13 protein-coding genes are annotated in these 15,666 nt (G+C 71.4%); 5 read left to right on the top strand and 8 right to left on the bottom strand.

Annotation, left to right across the window (positions count from 1 at the left end; translation table 11 throughout):
- Nucleotides 1-69 precede the first annotated feature (69 nt).
- The 4 genes from V3N99_15955 to V3N99_15940 all read right to left on the bottom strand — a co-directional run bounded on the left by V3N99_15955 (nt 70) and on the right by V3N99_15940 (nt 5,526).
- Nucleotides 70-1,083: an ABC transporter permease gene (locus V3N99_15955; protein MEO3938232.1), complete on the bottom strand. Its 1,014-nt coding sequence runs from the start codon at nt 1,081-1,083 to the stop codon at nt 70-72.
- A gap of 294 nt (nt 1,084-1,377) precedes the next feature.
- Nucleotides 1,378-3,102, bottom strand: a complete 1,725-nt coding sequence (locus tag V3N99_15950; GenBank protein MEO3938231.1) for an ABC transporter substrate-binding protein — start codon at nt 3,100-3,102, stop codon at nt 1,378-1,380.
- 48 nt (nt 3,103-3,150) lie between these two features.
- Entirely contained in the window at nt 3,151-5,064 is a 1,914-nt protein-coding gene (gene typA, locus V3N99_15945; protein MEO3938230.1) for a translational GTPase TypA, read from the bottom strand.
- Between the two features lie 12 nt (nt 5,065-5,076).
- The gene (locus V3N99_15940; GenBank protein ID MEO3938229.1) at nt 5,077-5,526 is read right to left on the bottom strand and encodes a (deoxy)nucleoside triphosphate pyrophosphohydrolase; all 450 of its coding nucleotides are present in this window, start codon (nt 5,524-5,526) and stop codon (nt 5,077-5,079) included.
- 66 nt (nt 5,527-5,592) lie between these two features.
- Between V3N99_15940 and V3N99_15935 the strand changes: the two genes are divergently transcribed.
- Genes V3N99_15935 through V3N99_15925 form a run of 3 tightly spaced genes read left to right on the top strand, consistent with a single transcriptional unit; the run spans nt 5,593 to nt 7,673 of the window.
- Nucleotides 5,593-5,907: a 4a-hydroxytetrahydrobiopterin dehydratase gene (locus tag V3N99_15935; GenBank protein MEO3938228.1), complete on the top strand. Its 315-nt coding sequence runs from the start codon at nt 5,593-5,595 to the stop codon at nt 5,905-5,907.
- Entirely contained in the window at nt 5,904-6,665 is a 762-nt protein-coding gene (locus V3N99_15930; protein ID MEO3938227.1) for a VIT family protein, read from the top strand. Before V3N99_15935 ends, V3N99_15930 begins: the two co-directional genes overlap by 4 nt.
- A gap of 3 nt (nt 6,666-6,668) precedes the next feature.
- Nucleotides 6,669-7,673: a DUF389 domain-containing protein gene (locus V3N99_15925; GenBank protein ID MEO3938226.1), complete on the top strand. Its 1,005-nt coding sequence runs from the start codon at nt 6,669-6,671 to the stop codon at nt 7,671-7,673.
- Here V3N99_15925 and argF read toward each other — a convergent pair.
- From argF to V3N99_15910, 3 genes are all read right to left on the bottom strand, one after another.
- Nucleotides 7,642-8,655 (bottom strand): ornithine carbamoyltransferase, encoded by a 1,014-nt coding sequence (gene argF, locus V3N99_15920; GenBank protein ID MEO3938225.1) that lies wholly within the window; start codon nt 8,653-8,655, stop codon nt 7,642-7,644. The genes V3N99_15925 and argF overlap by 32 nt on opposite strands.
- 234 nt (nt 8,656-8,889) lie before the next feature.
- Nucleotides 8,890-9,555, bottom strand: a complete 666-nt coding sequence (locus tag V3N99_15915; GenBank protein MEO3938224.1) for an HNH endonuclease family protein — start codon at nt 9,553-9,555, stop codon at nt 8,890-8,892.
- A gap of 368 nt (nt 9,556-9,923) precedes the next feature.
- Complete coding sequence (locus tag V3N99_15910; GenBank protein ID MEO3938223.1) at nt 9,924-12,083, bottom strand: hypothetical protein; 2,160 nt, start codon at nt 12,081-12,083, stop codon at nt 9,924-9,926.
- Between the two features lie 193 nt (nt 12,084-12,276).
- Here V3N99_15910 and V3N99_15905 point away from each other — a divergent pair, with 193 nt between their 5' ends.
- Together V3N99_15905 and V3N99_15900 are read left to right on the top strand one after the other, a co-directional pair.
- Complete coding sequence (locus tag V3N99_15905) at nt 12,277-13,725, top strand: D-arabinono-1,4-lactone oxidase (GenBank protein ID MEO3938222.1); 1,449 nt, start codon at nt 12,277-12,279, stop codon at nt 13,723-13,725.
- A 27-nt stretch (nt 13,726-13,752) separates the two neighbouring features.
- Entirely contained in the window at nt 13,753-14,601 is an 849-nt protein-coding gene (locus tag V3N99_15900) for a glycosyltransferase family 8 protein (protein MEO3938221.1), read from the top strand.
- A gap of 12 nt (nt 14,602-14,613) precedes the next feature.
- Here the strand turns inward: V3N99_15900 and V3N99_15895 are convergent, their stop codons facing one another.
- The gene (locus tag V3N99_15895; protein MEO3938220.1) at nt 14,614-15,660 is read right to left on the bottom strand and encodes an alpha/beta hydrolase; all 1,047 of its coding nucleotides are present in this window, start codon (nt 15,658-15,660) and stop codon (nt 14,614-14,616) included.
- Between the last annotated feature and the right edge of the window lie 6 nt (nt 15,661-15,666).

The following is a 15,666-nucleotide window of genomic DNA, read 5'->3' as shown; positions in this document are numbered from 1 at the left end:
TGTCCTGTGGCGGGTGCCACGAGGTTCCTTCGGAGGACGTGTTCCTCCGAGGAGTCTGGGGGTGGGACGTCACGAACGGCCCGCCTTGGGGTCGAGGGCGTCCCGCAGGCCGTCCCCGAGGAGGTTGAACGAGAGCACGAGCACGAACACCGTGAGCCCGGGGAAGAGGAAGTAGGCCGGGTCGGGCAGGGCGTAGGCCACCGAGTCGTTGAGGATGGCCCCGAGGGACGCGGTGGGGGGGTTGATGCCGACCCCCAGGAAGCCCAGCGCCGCCTCGGCCGCGATGTTGGCCGGCATGACGAGCGTCGTGTAGACGAGCAGCGGCGCCCAGAGGTGGGGCAGCAGCTCCTTGAAGTAGATGCGGCCCCGCCGCGCGCCGAGGGACCGTGCGGCCTCGACGAACTCCCGCTCGCGCAGGGAGAGCACCTGCCCGCGGATGATGCGGGCGAAGAACGGGAAGCCGAAGAAGCCGAGCACGATGATCATGAAGAGGATCTTCGGCGTCGGGGCGCTGTCGGGCTGCCCGATGGCCGAGGCGATGCTGCCGACGAGCACCAGCTGGAGCGACAGGAGCATGAGGGTGCTGGGGAAGCTCAGCACGAGGTCCATGAACCGGCTGACCGTCCAGTCGACCCATCCGCCGGCGAAGCCGGCGACCAGACCCAGCAGGGTGCCGATGACCACCGAGAAGACGGTGGCCGACACCGCGACGATGAGGGACGTGGTCATGCCGGTGAGGATGCGGGCCAGCAGGTCTCGACCGGTGCCGGGCTCGACTCCCAGCCAGTGGTCGGCCGAGATGCCGCCCGCGAAGCCCTCCGGGATGGAGCCCAGCCCCTGGACGAGGTCAGGGTGGAAGGCGTCGGGCGAGATGATCCCGGTGGCGCGCATCAACGGGGAGAGCACGGCCAGGAGCAGGAAGAGCACCCCGACTACCAGGGCCCCCATCGTGACCTTGTCGCGACGGACGCGGGCCCGCACGATCTCCCACGGCGAGCGGCCCTTGATCGCGACGGCACCGTCTGAGGTGACGTCGTCGACGGCGCGCGACTCGGCATCTTCCTGGCCCGGGGCGATGGTCATGCGGTGGTGAACCTCTTCTGACGGAAGAACCCCGCCGTGCGGAGGGGGAATCGACGAAACCTTAGACCAGCGTGTCCCACATCGTGAACAACCGGGGGCGGACGTCGCCGGATCGTGACCGTTCGCGTGTGTTGCTGAGAACTGGCTGTGGGTCCGGCCACACGTTGCCTGTGGGCAGGCGTGGCGGCGCTCACGTTACGCCCCCCCGGGGCGTGGATCGCGCCTGCCGGGCCGATGGTGTGTAAAACCTGCGTGACGGGCCCGTGCCGGCGACGACCTCGGGACCCCCGGGGCTCAGCCCTGGACCAGCTGCACCCGAGCGAGGTCGGGGAATCCGCCGAAGAGCGGGTTGTCCTGGTAGCCCACGACGCCCGAGCCGTGGACCAGCACGTGCTTGCGCTGGGCCAGGGGGATGGAGCCACCCCGCGCGGCGATGAGGGCGTCGACCTGCCCCCACGCCGCGGCCCGGGCCGCGTCGTCGGCGGTGGCCGCGGCCCGGTCCATGGCCTCGTTGACCTGCGAGTCGGAGAAGTAGCCGTAGTCCTGCCCGGGCCCGGCAGTGGAGACGTTGACCCGGGCGTCGAAGGTCGGAGGCAGCACGGTGGAACCCGACGGCCAGTCGGCGCTCCAGCTGGCGCGGACGACGTCGTAGCGGTCGGCCGCCGCCGCCGCGGAGATCGCCGCGTAGTAGTCGTCGGTGACCGGCGACAGCGTGACGGCGAAGCCGGCCCGCTCCCAGCCCGCCCGCAGGGCCGCGAAGGCCGTGTCGGCCTCGGCTGACTGCCGGTAGGCCACCCGCAGGGGCACCGGCAGCGTCAGGCCCGACGCCACGAGCACGGCCCGGGCCTTGACGGCGTCACCGGCCGTACCCACGCCGAAGGGGCTGCGGTCGACCCGGCCAGGAAGGCTCGACGCGAGGAGCGAGAACGACGGCGTCATCGCCGACGGCCCACCGTAGGCGGTGACGAACGCGTCGCGGTTGGTCGCCATGGCCAGGGCCTGACGGGCCTTCGCGTTGCCCATCACCGCGCTGCGCACGTTGGGGGCGAGGTACTCCACACTCGCCGCGGCGGGGTTGGTCACGCGGTCCGACAGGCCCGGGGTGGTGAGCAGCTGTCGCTGCAGGGCCGGGGGCGCGTCGGCGAAGGTGACGGCATACCGGTCGGCGCCCTGGTCGTCGATGATGCGCTGGATGGCCGTGGTCGTCTCGAGCCCCTCGCGGATCTCGACCACGTCGGGGTAGGCGACCCGCACGGGGTCGTCGGCCTCGACCCAGGAACGGGTGCGCACGAAGCGGCCGCCGGCGCCGGGCACCCAGTCGCCCTCGAGCATGTAGGGGCCGGCGGAGAAGACCGAGAAGTTGCCGGCCGCCCGCAGGTCGTGGTCCTTGCGCACCGGCGCGAAGGCCGGCAGGGCCACCGCCGAGGCGAAGTCGTAGGTGGGGGCCTTCAACCGGAAGGTGATGGTCGAGCCGCTGCACGAGACCGCACGGTCGTAGGCCGCCTGACCGGTCTGCGCGTAGGGCCCGGCGTAGGCCGAGACGCGTTGCCCCTTCGCGTCGGTCGTCAGCGGGATGTCGAGCAGGGAGACGGCGTAGGGAGGTCCGCCCGGCAGCACGTCGCGCGCGAAGTTGCGCGAGATGCCGTAGCGCACGTCCTCGCAGGTGATCGTGCGCCCGTCCTGCCACAGGGCGTCGCCGACCAGCGTGAAGCGCCAGGTGCGGCCGCCGTCGCTGGGTTGACCCGTGCTCGTCGCGAGGTCGGGCACCAGGTCCTTCGACACCCCGAGCCCGACGGCGGCGACGGTCGTGAGGGTGCGCAGGAACATCCGCACCGACAGGCCCGCCTCGGGCCCGGTGTAGATGCGCTGCGGGTCCCAGTGCTGCACGGGACTGTCGAGGAGCACCTGGAGGGTGCCCCCGCGACCGGCCGAGGAGGGCGAGGGTGGCCGCGGGGGCGTCGTGCAGGCACCGAGCACGAGGGCCGCGAGCAGCGCGAGGCCGACGGCACGCGGTTCCATGGCCCTGCGCCGCGTCGCACCGGCGGGAGGGGTGCCCACTGCTGTGCCCTAGTTGGCCTCGGACTTGGCGGCCGAGCGCGCCCGGGCGGAGGTGCGGGCCCGCTCACCGGCGTCGAGCACGAGCTTGCGGATGCGCACCGCCTCGGGCGTGACCTCGACGCACTCGTCCTCGCGGCAGAACTCGAGCGACTGCTCGAGGCTGAGGGTGCGCGGCGGCACGATCTTCTCGAAGTTGTCGGAGGAGGAGGCGCGCACGTTGGTGAGCTTCTTCTCCTTCGTGATGTTGACGTCCATGTCGTCGGCGCGGGAGTTCTCGCCGACGATCATGCCCTCGTAGACCTCGGTCGTCGGCTCCTGGAACAGCACGCCGCGCTCCTGGAGGTTGACCATGGCGTAGGCCGTGACGACACCCTTGCGGTCGGAGACCAGCGAGCCGCTCGTGCGGGTCGTGATCGTGCCGAACCACGGCTCGTAGTCCTCGAAGACGTGGTGGGCGATACCGGTGCCCCGGGTCTCGGTGAGGAAGAGCGTGCGGAAGCCGATGAGCCCGCGCGACGGCACGAGGAACTCCATCCGGATCCAGCCGGTGCCGTGGTTGGTCATCTGCTCCATGCGGCCCTTGCGGGCCGCGAGGATCTGGGTGATCGCCCCGAGGTGCTCCTCGGGGGTGTCGATCGTGAGGCGCTCGACCGGCTCGTGCATCTTGCCGTCGACCATCCGGGTGACGACCTGCGGCTTGCCCACGGTGAGCTCGAAGCCCTCGCGACGCATCTGCTCGACGAGGATGGCCAGGGCCAGCTCGCCACGGCCCTGCACCTCCCACGAGTCGGGACGCTCGGTCGGCAGGATGCGCAGCGACACGTTGCCGACGAGCTCCTTGTCGAGGCGGTCCTTGACCATGCGGGCGGTGACCTTCGAGCCACGCACCCGGCCGACCATCGGGCTGGTGTTGGTGCCGATGGTCATCGAGATCGCGGGCTCGTCGACGGTGATCAGGGGCAGCGGCCGCGGGTCGTCGGCGTCGGCGAGGGTCTCGCCGATGGTGATCTCGGGGATGCCCGCGACGGCGATGATGTCGCCGGGGCCGGCGCTCTCGGCCGGCTTGCGCTCGAGGGCCTCGGTCATCAGCAGCTCGGTGATCTTGACGCGGGTCTGGGTGCCGTCGTGGCGGCACCACATCACCTGCTGGCCCTTGCTGATTGTGCCGTTGAAGACGCGCAGCAGGGCCAGACGACCGAGGAAGTTGCTCGAGTCGAGGTTGGTGACGTGCGCCTGCAGCGGGGCCTCGTCGTCGTAGACCGGCGCGGGGATGGTGTCGAGGATGGTCTGGAAGAGCGCCTCGAGGTCGTCCTCGTCGGGCATGCCGCCGTTGTCCGGGCGGGTCAGCGACGCGCGGCCGGCCCGGGCCGACGCGTAGACGATGGGGAAGTCCAGGAGCCCTTCCGCGTCAGCGGCGTTGTCCATCAGGTCCATGAACAGCTCGTAGGTCTCGTCGACGACCTCGGCGATGCGCGAGTCGGGGCGGTCGACCTTGTTGATGCACAGGATGACCGGCATCTTGGCCGCGAGCGCCTTGCGCAGCACGAAGCGAGTCTGGGGCAGCGGGCCCTCCGAGGCGTCGACGAGGAGCACGACACCGTCGACCATCGACAGCCCGCGCTCGACCTCGCCACCGAAGTCGGCGTGCCCGGGGGTGTCGATGATGTTGATGGTCACACCCTCGGCGATGCCGGCCTCGATCGCGGCCTTGCCGCGGTAGTGCACCGCGGTGTTCTTCGCGAGGATCGTGATCCCCTTCTCGCGCTCGAGGTCACCGGAGTCCATCGCGCGCTCGTCGATGTGCTGGTGCTCGCCGAACGCGCCCGACTGCCACAGCATCTTGTCCACCAGAGTGGTCTTGCCGTGGTCGACGTGGGCGACGATGGCGACGTTACGGATGTCGTCGCGGGTCTTCCTAGCCATTAGTCCAGTGTCTCAGGGTTTCGTGGGGTCGCCGACCACGCTCGAGAGCAGGCCCTCGAGGGCCCGGGCGGCGGGGAGGTCGGCGGGCAGCCACGGCACGTCGTACAGGTCAGTGCTCGTGAGCCAGCGCAGCCGGTCGTGGTCCTGCAGCGGGGCGGGGGTGCCCGACGTCACGGTGGCCACCCACACGCGCATCCGGTGCCCTTCCCCGAGGGGCCAGGTGCCGTCGGGCAGCGGCCCGGGCAGCGGCGGCCCCACCGCCACGGTGACCCCGAGCTCCTCCTCCAGCTCGCGGTGCAGGGCCGCAAGCGGCTCCTCCCCCGCGTCGACCTTGCCGCCGGGCAGCTCCCAGCCACCGGCGAGAGCTGGCGGCGCGGAGCGGCGGGCGGCGAGCAGACGGGTGGGGCGGACGAGGTCGTCGACGAGGGCCGCGCCCACGACGAGACGCGGGTGGGAGGTCACGGGGGAAACGGTAGGCCAGCCTCACCTTCGGTGACAGACGCCCGCAGGACAGGAGAGCATGTGGGCATGTCGCGTCTCCTGACCGACGAGGAGATCACTCGTCAGCTCACCGGCCTCGCGGGGTGGCGGCGCTCCGGCTCCGCGCTCCTGGCCACCTACACCTCCCCCGCCTTCGCCGCCGCCGTGCGGCTGGTCGACGACGTGGCCGAGGTGGCCGAGCAGATGCAGCACCACCCCGACATCGACATCCGCTGGACGACCACCCACTGGGTGCTCACCACCCACTCCGCGGGCGGGATCACCCAGCTCGACATCGAGCTGGCCCACCGCATCGCCGAGGCCGCCACCGCAGGACACGCGACCGCCGAGGAGGCGTCATGACCACCGACCTGTCCCCCACCGACGGGACGACCGACGAGACGACCGGCGAGGCGACCGGCGAGCTGCTGCCGGTCGAGCCGCACGGCGACGCCGGCAGCCGGCTCAACTGGCTGCGCGCCGCCGTCCTCGGCGCCAACGACGGCATCGTGTCGACCGCCGGGGTCATCGTCGGTGTCGCCGGCGCCACCACCGACCGGGCACCGATCACGACCGCCGGCGTCGCCGCCCTCGTGGCGGGCGCCCTGAGCATGGCCGTGGGTGAGTACGTCTCGGTCAGCACGCAGCGTGACACCGAGAGGGCGCTCATCGCGCAGGAGACCCGCGAGCTCGAGGAGACGCCGGACGAGGAGCTCGAGGAGCTCACCCGGATCTACCAGCACAAGGGCCTGCCCCGCGCCCTCGCGGAGGACGTCGCCGTCGCCCTCACCGCCCACGACGCCCTCGGCGCCCACGCCGAGGTCGAGCTGCAGATCGACCCCGACAACCTCACCAACCCGTGGCACGCGGCGTGGGCGTCGATGGCGGCGTTCACGGTCGGTGGCATCGTTCCCCTGCTGGCCGCGCTGCTCTCCTCGCCCTCGCTGCGGGGGCCGCTGCTGATCGCCTTCGTCGTCGTGGCCCTCGCCCTCACCGGCATCCTCAGCTCTCGCCTCGGAGGCATGCCCGCCGGGCGCCAGGTCGGCCGCAACGTCGCCGGTGGCCTGCTCGCGATGGTGGTCACCTACGGCATCGGCCACCTCGTCGGCAGAGCCATCTAGCCGGTGCTGGTCGCCCTGCGCCTGTCGGTGCCGCCTGACCTGATGGGGCGGGTGGAACCGTTGCTGCGCAACGACCCTGCCGTGTGCAACATCGTGGTCCTGCCCGGCGCAGCGCACGACCCCGAGGGCGACGCGGTGCTCGCGGACGTCGCCCGCGAGCGCGCCGGTGCGCTGCTCGCCGCGCTCGACGACCTCGGGTTGGGTGAGCGCGGCGCCATCAGCGTCTCCGAGCTCAGCGCGACACCGTATGCCGCGGCCCGCGCCGCGGAGCGCGCGGCGCCGGGCAACCCCGAGGACGGCGTCATCTGGCGGGTCGTCGAGGAGCAGGGCTGGGAAGCCGTGCGACCCAGCGTCTCCTTCCACGCCTTCCTCTGGCTGGCCGTGGCGCTGGCGGCGGTCGCCGTCGTCACCGACTCGGCCGTGCTGGTGGTCGGCGCGATGGTCGTCGGGCCGGAGTTCGGTCTCGTCGCCGCCATCTGCATCGGCCTCGTGCTGCGCCGGCCGCGCATCGTCGGCCGGTCGGTGGTCGTGCTGCTGACGAGCTTCGCCGCCGCGGTGGCCGCGGTGACGCTGCTCGCACTGCTGGCCCGGTGGGCGGGGTGGGTCACGCCGGGGCTGGTGACCGCGCCGCGCCCGCTCACCGGCTTCATCTGGCGGCCCGACCACTGGTCGTTCGTCGTGGCCCTGCTCGCCGGGGTCGCCGGCGTGCTCGGCACGACGACGGGCAAGTCGTCGTCCCTGGTGGGTGTCTTCATCTCGGTGACCACCGTCCCGGCGGCCGGTAACCTCGCCCTCGGCATCGCCGTTTGGTCGACGCCGGAGATGACCGGGTCGGTGCAGCAGCTCGGCCTCAACCTCTCCGGTCTCGTCGTCGCCGGCACCGCCACCCTGCTGGTGCAGCGCGTGCTGTGGCACCGGGTCACGCTGCCGTCGCACCGCGCGGCGACCAGACCGGGTCGCGTCGCCGGGGGCCCCGTCAGGCCAGGGTGGCCACCAACACGGCCTTGATGCTGTGCAGGCGGTTCTCCGCCTGGTCGAAGACGATCGACGCCTCCGACTCGAAGACCTCGTCGGTGACCTCGAGCTCGGTGAGGCCGAACTCGTCGTGCACGTCGCGGCCCACCTGCGTCTCGAGGTCGTGGCAGGCCGGCAGGCAGTGCATGAAGCGCACGCCGGGGTTGCCGGTCGCGCGCAGCAGTGCGGCGTCGACGCGGTAGGGCTCCAGCAGCGCGATCCGCTCGGCCCACACCTGCTTGGGCTCCCCCATCGAGACCCACACGTCGGTGTGGACGAAGTCGACGCCGGCGACTCCGGAGGCCAGGTCGTCGGTGACCGTCACCCGGGCCCCCGTGGTCGCCGCGAGGGCCCGTGCCTGCTCCTGCACCTGCGCCGACGGCTGGAGCTGCGGCGGGGCGACGATCCGCACGTCCATCCCCAACATCGCCCCGAGCACGAGCAGGCTGTTGCCCATGTTGTAGCGGGCGTCGCCGAGGTAGGCGAAGGAGATCTGCTCGGCGGGCCGGCGCGCGTGCTCCAGCATCGTCACCGCGTCGCACAGGGCCTGCGTGGGGTGCCAGCGGTCGGTGAGGCCGTTCCAGACCGGGACCCCGGCATACCGGGCGAGGGTCTCGACCGTCTCCTGGCGGTCACCGCGGTACTCGATGCCGTCGTAGAGGCGACCGAGCACCCGGGCGGTGTCCTTGACCGACTCCTTGCGACCGATCTGGCTCCCCGAGGGGTCGAGGCAGGTGACGTGGGCTCCCTGCTCGTAGGCCGCGACCTCGAAGGAGCAGCGGGTGCGGGTCGACGGCTTCTCGAAGACGAGGGCGATCGTGCGGCCCAGGAGCCGGGGCTGCTCGCGTCGCTCGCGCCGCTCGGCCTTGAGCTCGAGGGTCAGCTCGACCAGCGAGCCCCACTCGGCAGGGGTGAAGTCCAGCTCACGCAGGAAGGAGCGCCCGGTCAGACTGGTGCGGGGGGCGGGGGTCGTCATCACCCGCCCATCGTAGGCAGTGGTCCGAACGGGTGAGTCCGACTGGTTCCGTTGGGTCATTTCGGACATGTATCTGGTGAAGTCGCTGTCCCTCTTGATGATTGAGTGCAAACCTTGAGGAACAGGGACGCCGAGAGGCTCCCGACGAAGACTTTGGCGATTGGCCCGTTGCGGTACGAAATCGTCACCAGCCCGGTCCCGGTGGGACCGGGCATCTTCGTTGTCGGGGGTCGATCAGTCGGGCGGGCCCAGCACGAAGGGCGAGCGGCTGGGCAGCTGCTGCTCGGGGCAGGCGCCCAGCACCGCCCGCAGGGCGTCGGCCTCGGGCTGCGTGACCGCAAGGTGCCACGTGAGCTTGACGGCGACCTGGCGCGCGGCATACGCGCAGCGGGCGGTAGTGGACGGAGGCAGCCAGGTGGCGGCATCACCGTCGCCCTTGGCGGAGTTCAGGCGACCGTCGACGGCGAGCAGCTCGAGGGGGTCGTTGGCGAAGCTCTCGCGCTCGGCGGTCGACCAGCCGGCGGCGCCGCTGCGCCAGGCGTCGGCGAGGGCCACGACGTGGTCGACCTGCACCAGCTGCGACGTGGAGGCGCCCCGCACGAAGTCGAGGGGTGCCCCGCTGTAGGGATCGGTGAGGGTGCCGGCCAGGACGACGCAGCCTCGGGTGCCCGGCTTGAGGCGAGCGCCGACCAGGTCGCGCCGCAGGACGTCGTTGCGGGTGTCGCAGCCGTTGCGGTCGGTGTCGAGCCAGGCCTGGCCGAAGGCCGCACGGTCGTAGGCGGCGGCGGGCGCCTCACCGACGACCGGGAGCGCGTCCACCGCGGCCAGGGCCGGGTCGGACGCGCTCGAGGTCGCGTGGACGGTGCGGTCGAGGACGAGCCCCACGGCGGCCGTGCTCACCAGCACGAGCAGGAGCAGCAGCAGATGACGGCCCGTCCGGTGCGCTCGCCGACCACGGAGGGAGAGCCGACCCCGCACGTCACCACCACCTCTCCACCGTGCCGGTCGCCGGTGTCCTGTTGGTGCCACTGGCCGTTTGGCCAAACCCGGAGCACTTTACCCGTTCTTGACCGTATGCTGATGTTGTCGGGCAAGCGCAAGGGCTGGGGGGCCGGAGCGACTCCCGACATCGCAGGGGGAAGGGCTGGACCAGGTCGGGCGCACCCGTGGGGGGTGGCGCACGAGATCGGCACAGCCAGCAGGGGGCGGAAGTGAGGGGCGTCTACCACCGTGGGGGTGGAGAGACGCCCCTCTTCCCGTGCATCCGGCTACTCCAGGGAGAAGCCGATCGCGTGCGGCAGCGCCTCCCAGCCGATCGCCGAGCCGCTGACGATCGTGCGGTCCCAGGTGCGGAATCTCAACGAGTAGCCGCACGAGTGCATGCCGACCGTGTCGAGGTCCCAGCTGCCCGCAGCCACACCGGTGGTCGAGGCTCCCGCGGTGTAGCTGGGGAACAGCTGCGGGGCGTGAAGGGCATACCAGGTGGGGTCGACCGCCCGGGCCGGGAAGGCCTGGCTCGCCGGCTCCAGCTCGAGAGCGATCCGGTCGAAGTGCTCGTCCAGGACCGAGTAGGTGCCGTGGAGGACGTCGCCGACCACGAACTTCATGCAGTCCTGCGCCGGGTTGGTCACGCCGCCCCGGGTGAAGGAGGTCAGGGCGAAGGTCGCCGTCGGCGCCACCTCGTCGAGGCGCAGCGTCACGGACGAGCGGTGCGTGCCGTCGGAGCACAGGAGCGTCTGCGCCGCGTAGGTCGACACCCCGTCCTTGGCCCGCACGAGCACCTCCCACAGACCGGTCATCGGCTCCGAGGTGGACCACTGCGCGAGCACGTTGCCGACCACGCGGCGCCACCCCGCCCCAGCGGTGTTGGGGTCCTCGAGGTAGGTGTACCAGCCGGCGGGGTCGACCGACTGCGTGAGGCCGTACTGCACCGGGAGGGCCGTGCCGACCTGCTCGGTGACGGTGACGCCGAAGTCGTTCGTGAGGGTCTGCCAGCCGCCGCCCGCCGGTCGGACCTGCACCTGGTAGCGCATCGGCGTGGCGCTGAGGTCGGGTGCGCCGGGGATGAAGCCGGTTACCGTGACGACCCCGCCGAAGGGTCGGTCACCGGCCGTGGTGCGGCCGTCAGCCTGGTCGATCGCGCAGACCGGGACGCCCCCGAGCGAGTCGAGCACGGGATTGAGCGCCGTGACCGACCCCGGTGGGAGCGCGACGTGGGTCTCGACCCGGTTGCCCCACGTGGGAACCCATTTTGGGTCGGAGGGAGGCGGGGTCGATTCCCACGACAGGATCGCCCGCACGGTCGGCTGGACCGGTCCGTCCATGCAGGCGCGCCGGTGGGCCCACGTCGACAGCGGGAGGTAGACCGCATACCGCAGACCACCCGCGGGGACGGTGACGTCGTGCACCTGGGCGGTGGCGGTGCCGGCGTACTCGAAGCCCGTGCCCCAGTCGACCCAGAAGGCGACGAACTCGTGGGAGCCCGAGGTGCACGGTCCGCCGGAGTAGCCGTTGGGGCGCTTGACGGTGAGGACCGCACTGAGCGCGTCCTCGACCGGGTCGTAGCCGACGCACCCGAGCTCCTCGAAGGACGTGTCGCCGTCGGTCTGGGCGATGAGGTCGAGGATCGAGGTGAGGTCGGTGTCGACCCCGATCTCCTTCAGGAACGGAGACGGCAGCAGCGGGTGGGGGTGCAGGACCGTGGCCTGGGAGGTGGCCCTCTGCAGCGCGGGGAACAGGAACCGGTGGGGCTGCACGTCGCCCTGCAGGTAGCCGGCAGCCAATGACACCAACGTTGCCGGCTGGGGCGGGTGGAGTGTGAGCGGCTGGTCGAGGTCGAGCAGGGCGGTGATCGACGGCGGCACCTTGGCCTCGATGACCTCGACGAGGTCGTGCAGCAGGAGCAGGGTGCTGCCGGTGGGCTGGACGACGACGTCGACCACGTTGCCCCAGATCGGGAGGAAGTCGGGATCGCCCGGCGTCGGCTCGTGGTTCCACGACAGGACCGCCCGCAGGGTCGGCTGGTTCTGCAGGAAGCACCAGCGGTGCTGCACCGGCACCGACAGGTTGACCGCGAAGTCGAGGGGACGCGCGCCGGTCGTGTCGTGGACGGTGAAGGACTGCACGCCGAGGTCGGTCCACGAGGCCGCTCCGTCGTAGGTGACGAAGAATCGGACGTGCTCCTGCGAGCCGCCACCGCAGAGGGGGCCGGAGTAGCCCGCGTTGGCACCGATGCGGACCACCGCCTCGACCTGGTCGAGGCTCGTCTCGAGGCCCACGCAGGTGAGCTGCTCGAAGGTGGTGCTTCCTGACAGCGACGAGACCACCGGCAGCTGGCTGCCCTTGACCGTCCCGAAGTAGTTGGGGTTGGCCAGCATCAGGGCCGGCGCGCGTCCCCGTAGGGCCAGCTCGGTGACGTCGAGGCTCACGGGCCTCGCGACAGGTCGCTTCCTGGGTGTGGGCATGGTGGTGCTCCCTCTTCGACGGGCGCGACCCCCGAGGCCACGCGACACCCAGAGGAGGGACCCGGGCCGCACCAGATACGGCTCCTCCACCGCACCGCACAATTTCCCGTTGCCCACGACGGCGGCGGTCACTCGCGCCGTGCACGACAATGGAGTCATGAATGTTCCGGTTCGTAGCGCCCGTCGTCCGGCCCGAAGCGACGCCTCCTCCCTGTCCAGCCCCCCCAGCCGCCGCGAGCGACGGGCCTACCCCCGCCGCGACGCCGAGAAGGTCGGTGAGGACGTGCGCCTGCGCAACTGGGCGCGCAACGCCACCCTCGGGCAGCCGGGATCGGTCACCGCCGCGACGACCGAGGCCGAGCTGCAGGCCTTCCTGGCCAGCACGACCGGTCAGGTGCGGATGATCGGCAGCCGCATGTCGCCGGGTCGCTTGCTCGAGGGCTCCGAGCAGGGCGCCCTGCTCGACCTGAGCCTGCTCACCGGTGAGCTCTCGAGCACCGCCGACACGGCCACCTTCGCCGGGGCGACGCCACTGGGCGACATCTACGAGGTGCTCACCGCCCGCGGTCGCATGCTGCCGTCCTCCCCCGGCGTCATCGCCTCGCAGACCCTCGCCGGGGCCCTGTCCACCGGCACCCACGGCCAGGGTCTGCAGCAGAGCTCGATCGCCGACTCGGTCACCTCCATCCGCATGGTGCTCGCCGACGGCACCGTGCGTGACTTCGACCGCGAGGACCCGTGGTTCTCGGCCGTCCAGCTCGGTCTGGGTTCGCTCGGGGTGATCACCTCGGTGACGCTGCGCACCGTGCCCTCGCCGGTCTACACCTGCCGCAAGGACGGCGTTCCCGCCGACACGCTCGAGGACGACCTCGCGCGGTGGAACCACGACGACCTGCTGGTCAAGGCCTGGTGGTTCCCCCAGGAGAACCAGGTGCAGGTATGGAGGGCCTCCGAGGCCACCGACGACGAGGTGCGCCGCTACCGCGAGGGTGGCAGTGAGCTGCTCGAGCACGCGACGACCAGCGACGTGATGAACGAGACCATCGACTCGACGCTGCGACAGATGCGCGACGACACCAAGATCGTCGACGAGCACGGCAAGCCCTTCCGCACGGTCGCCCGCTTCCGCGACTTCACCGACGTGACCGGCGACATCTACCAGGTGTTCTGTCGGGGCATCGCGACCCCGCAGATCAACGTCGAGATCGGTGTCCCGCTCTCGCGGGCCGGTGAGGTCGTCACGGCGATCAAGCGCTGGCACGCCGAGACCCGACCGACGATGCACTACCCGGTGATCCTGCGCTGCACGGGCCCGTCGCAGGCCTGGCTGAGCCCGTCGCACGGCGAGGAGACGTGCTACTTCGGCTTCGTCGTCTACTACTCCGAAGACGGGTCGCTCTCCGAAGAGGGGCAGAGCTTCCTGCACGCGGTCGAGCAGGTGCTGGCCCGGGAGTCCGGGCGACCCCACTGGGGCAAGTACTTCGACGAGTCGCTCTACGACTGGCCGGCGCTCTACCCGCGGTGGGACGACTTCCGGCAGGTGCGTGAGTCGCTCGACCCGCAGCACCGCTTCGCCAACGCGTTCACCGCAGCCCTGTTCGACTGACTGCTCGGACTGATGGAGAGACTGCCGATGAATGCCTGGGTCACGCTGCTGACGTCACCGAGCTATGTGGTGGGGGTCCGCACCCTGCGGGCCTCGCTGACCCGCTCGGGCTCTCCCTACCCCTTGATCGTGCTGGTGACCGACGACATCGACGCGGCGGACCGCCAGGTGCTCGAGGACGACGGGTGCGAGCTGCGAGCGGTCGAGCCCCTGCGGCCGGCGAGCGGGCTGGAGGACAGCTATGCCAACGCCCGCTTCGCGCAGGTCTGGACCAAGCTGCGCGCGTGGCAGCTGACCGACTACACGCGGATCGTCGTGCTCGACGCCGACATGCTCGTCACGCAGAACATGGACGAGCTCTTCTCGCTCGAGCTGGCTGACGGGGCGATCGCCGCCTGCCACGCCTGCCGCTGCAACCCCAACCGGATCGCGAGCTATCCGGCCAGCTGGACGCCGGAGAACTGCTTCTACACCCACTGCCGGGGGCTTGAGCACACGAGCGAGCCCGGTGTGGTCGACAGCTACCTCAACGGCGGCTTCCTGGTACTGACCCCCGACGAGGCGGTCTTCGACGCGATGGTGGAGCAGCTGGCGCAGGTCGACGACCTGGCGAGCTACCCCTTCGCGGAGCAGGACTTCCTCAACGAGTTCTACGAGGGCCGTTGGGTGCCAGTGCCCTACGTCTACAACGCGCTGAAAACCCTTGCGTACCAGCACCCGTCGCTCTGGGACCTCGCCGACGTGAAGAACATCCACTACATCATCGACAAGCCGTGGCAGTCCCCGCTCGACGAGGCCGACGCCTACTTCTTCGTCAACCGTCTGTGGTGGGACGTCGCGAGCGCCCTACCCCGGCCGGAGGTCGTGTCGCCGTAGCGCGTTCGGCCGTCATCTCAGGTGGGACCCGATCGCGTCGGCGACGGCCTGAGGATCCGCAACCGGTATGCCGTGACCCACGCCCTCGAGGGCGAGCTCGCGCGTCACTCCCCCGGCCGCGGCATACCGGCGCAGGACGGCCCGCATCTGCGCGGCCATCGGCTGCGGCGGCATGGCGTCGGCGCCCGGCCAGTCCGGGACGGCCCCGATCTGGCCCAGCATCGCCAGGTCGAACATCGAGCCGTCGGAGACGACCTGGTCGGCGGTGCCGTGCAGCCAGGTCACCGGGGGCTTGGGCTCGAGCCCGGGCAGGGCCGAGACGTCGAACCACCTGGGCGACATGGCGTTGAGCACCCCGCGCCCGCCGGGGGCGAACCCGGGCCAGTGAGCCGACGCGCTCGAGTCACCGGGGTAGGAGTCGTCACCGACCGCGGTGAGGAGCATCTCGTCGACGAGAAAGTCCTCGTCGACCTCCTCGGAGCGCGTGCCGGCGCCGAAGAAGGCCCGATAGACCGACCGGGCCGTGCTGGGGTCGTCAGCCGTCCGGTCCCCGGCCTGCAGGCGATCGAGGAAGGCTGGTGCCGCTCCCCCGCCGCCCGTTCCGGCATCGTCGTCGGTGCAGCGCTCGCCGTCCTCGCCCTTGGTGCCGCCGAAGCCGTAGGGCGAGAGAGGCGCGACGAGCACGACGGCCGCGAGGTCACCCGGATGGGTGAGCAGGTGCTGCTGGAGCACGCCGCCGCCCATCGACCAGCCCGCCGCCACGACGTCGTCGCGACCGGTGAGCTCGAGCATCTCGAGCAGTCCGTGGACGTCGTCGCTCAGGTCGCCCAGGCCGCGGGTGGCGTCGACGGGCTTCGGCTCCGTGCGCCCGAAGCCGCGCAGGTCGGGGGCGACGACCCGCACGTCGTCGGGCAGCAGCGCCGCGACGTCGCGCCACCAACCGCCGGTGACGAGGTTGCCGTGCACGAGCAGGACAGGGCGGCCGTCCGGCGGGCCGCCGGCCCAGACGTTGACGGTGAGCCGAGGGGTCTCGACGAGGGTGGGGCGCAGCTCGGGCACGGTTCC

The organism is Dermatophilaceae bacterium Soc4.6 (assembly GCA_039889245.1).
Taxonomy (GTDB): Bacteria; Actinomycetota; Actinomycetes; order Actinomycetales; family Dermatophilaceae; genus Lapillicoccus.
This window is presented reverse-complemented; position numbering and strand designations above follow the sequence as displayed.

What these genes read in the sequence shown, in the direction of transcription:
- V3N99_15955 (MEO3938232.1), bottom strand. Translation starts at nt 1,083, where the DNA reads ATGACCATCGCCCCGGGCCAGGAAGATGCCGAGTCGCGCGCCGTCGAC.
- V3N99_15935 (MEO3938228.1), top strand. Translation starts at nt 5,593, where the DNA reads ATGTCGCGTCTCCTGACCGACGAGGAGATCACTCGTCAGCTCACCGGC.
- typA (MEO3938230.1), bottom strand. Translation starts at nt 5,064, where the DNA reads ATGGCTAGGAAGACCCGCGACGACATCCGTAACGTCGCCATCGTCGCC.
- V3N99_15900 (MEO3938221.1), top strand. Translation starts at nt 13,753, where the DNA reads ATGAATGCCTGGGTCACGCTGCTGACGTCACCGAGCTATGTGGTGGGG.
- V3N99_15905 (MEO3938222.1), top strand. Translation starts at nt 12,277, where the DNA reads ATGAATGTTCCGGTTCGTAGCGCCCGTCGTCCGGCCCGAAGCGACGCC.
- argF (MEO3938225.1), bottom strand. Translation starts at nt 8,655, where the DNA reads ATGACGACCCCCGCCCCCCGCACCAGTCTGACCGGGCGCTCCTTCCTG.
- V3N99_15950 (MEO3938231.1), bottom strand. Translation starts at nt 3,102, where the DNA reads ATGGAACCGCGTGCCGTCGGCCTCGCGCTGCTCGCGGCCCTCGTGCTC.
- V3N99_15930 (MEO3938227.1), top strand. Translation starts at nt 5,904, where the DNA reads ATGACCACCGACCTGTCCCCCACCGACGGGACGACCGACGAGACGACC.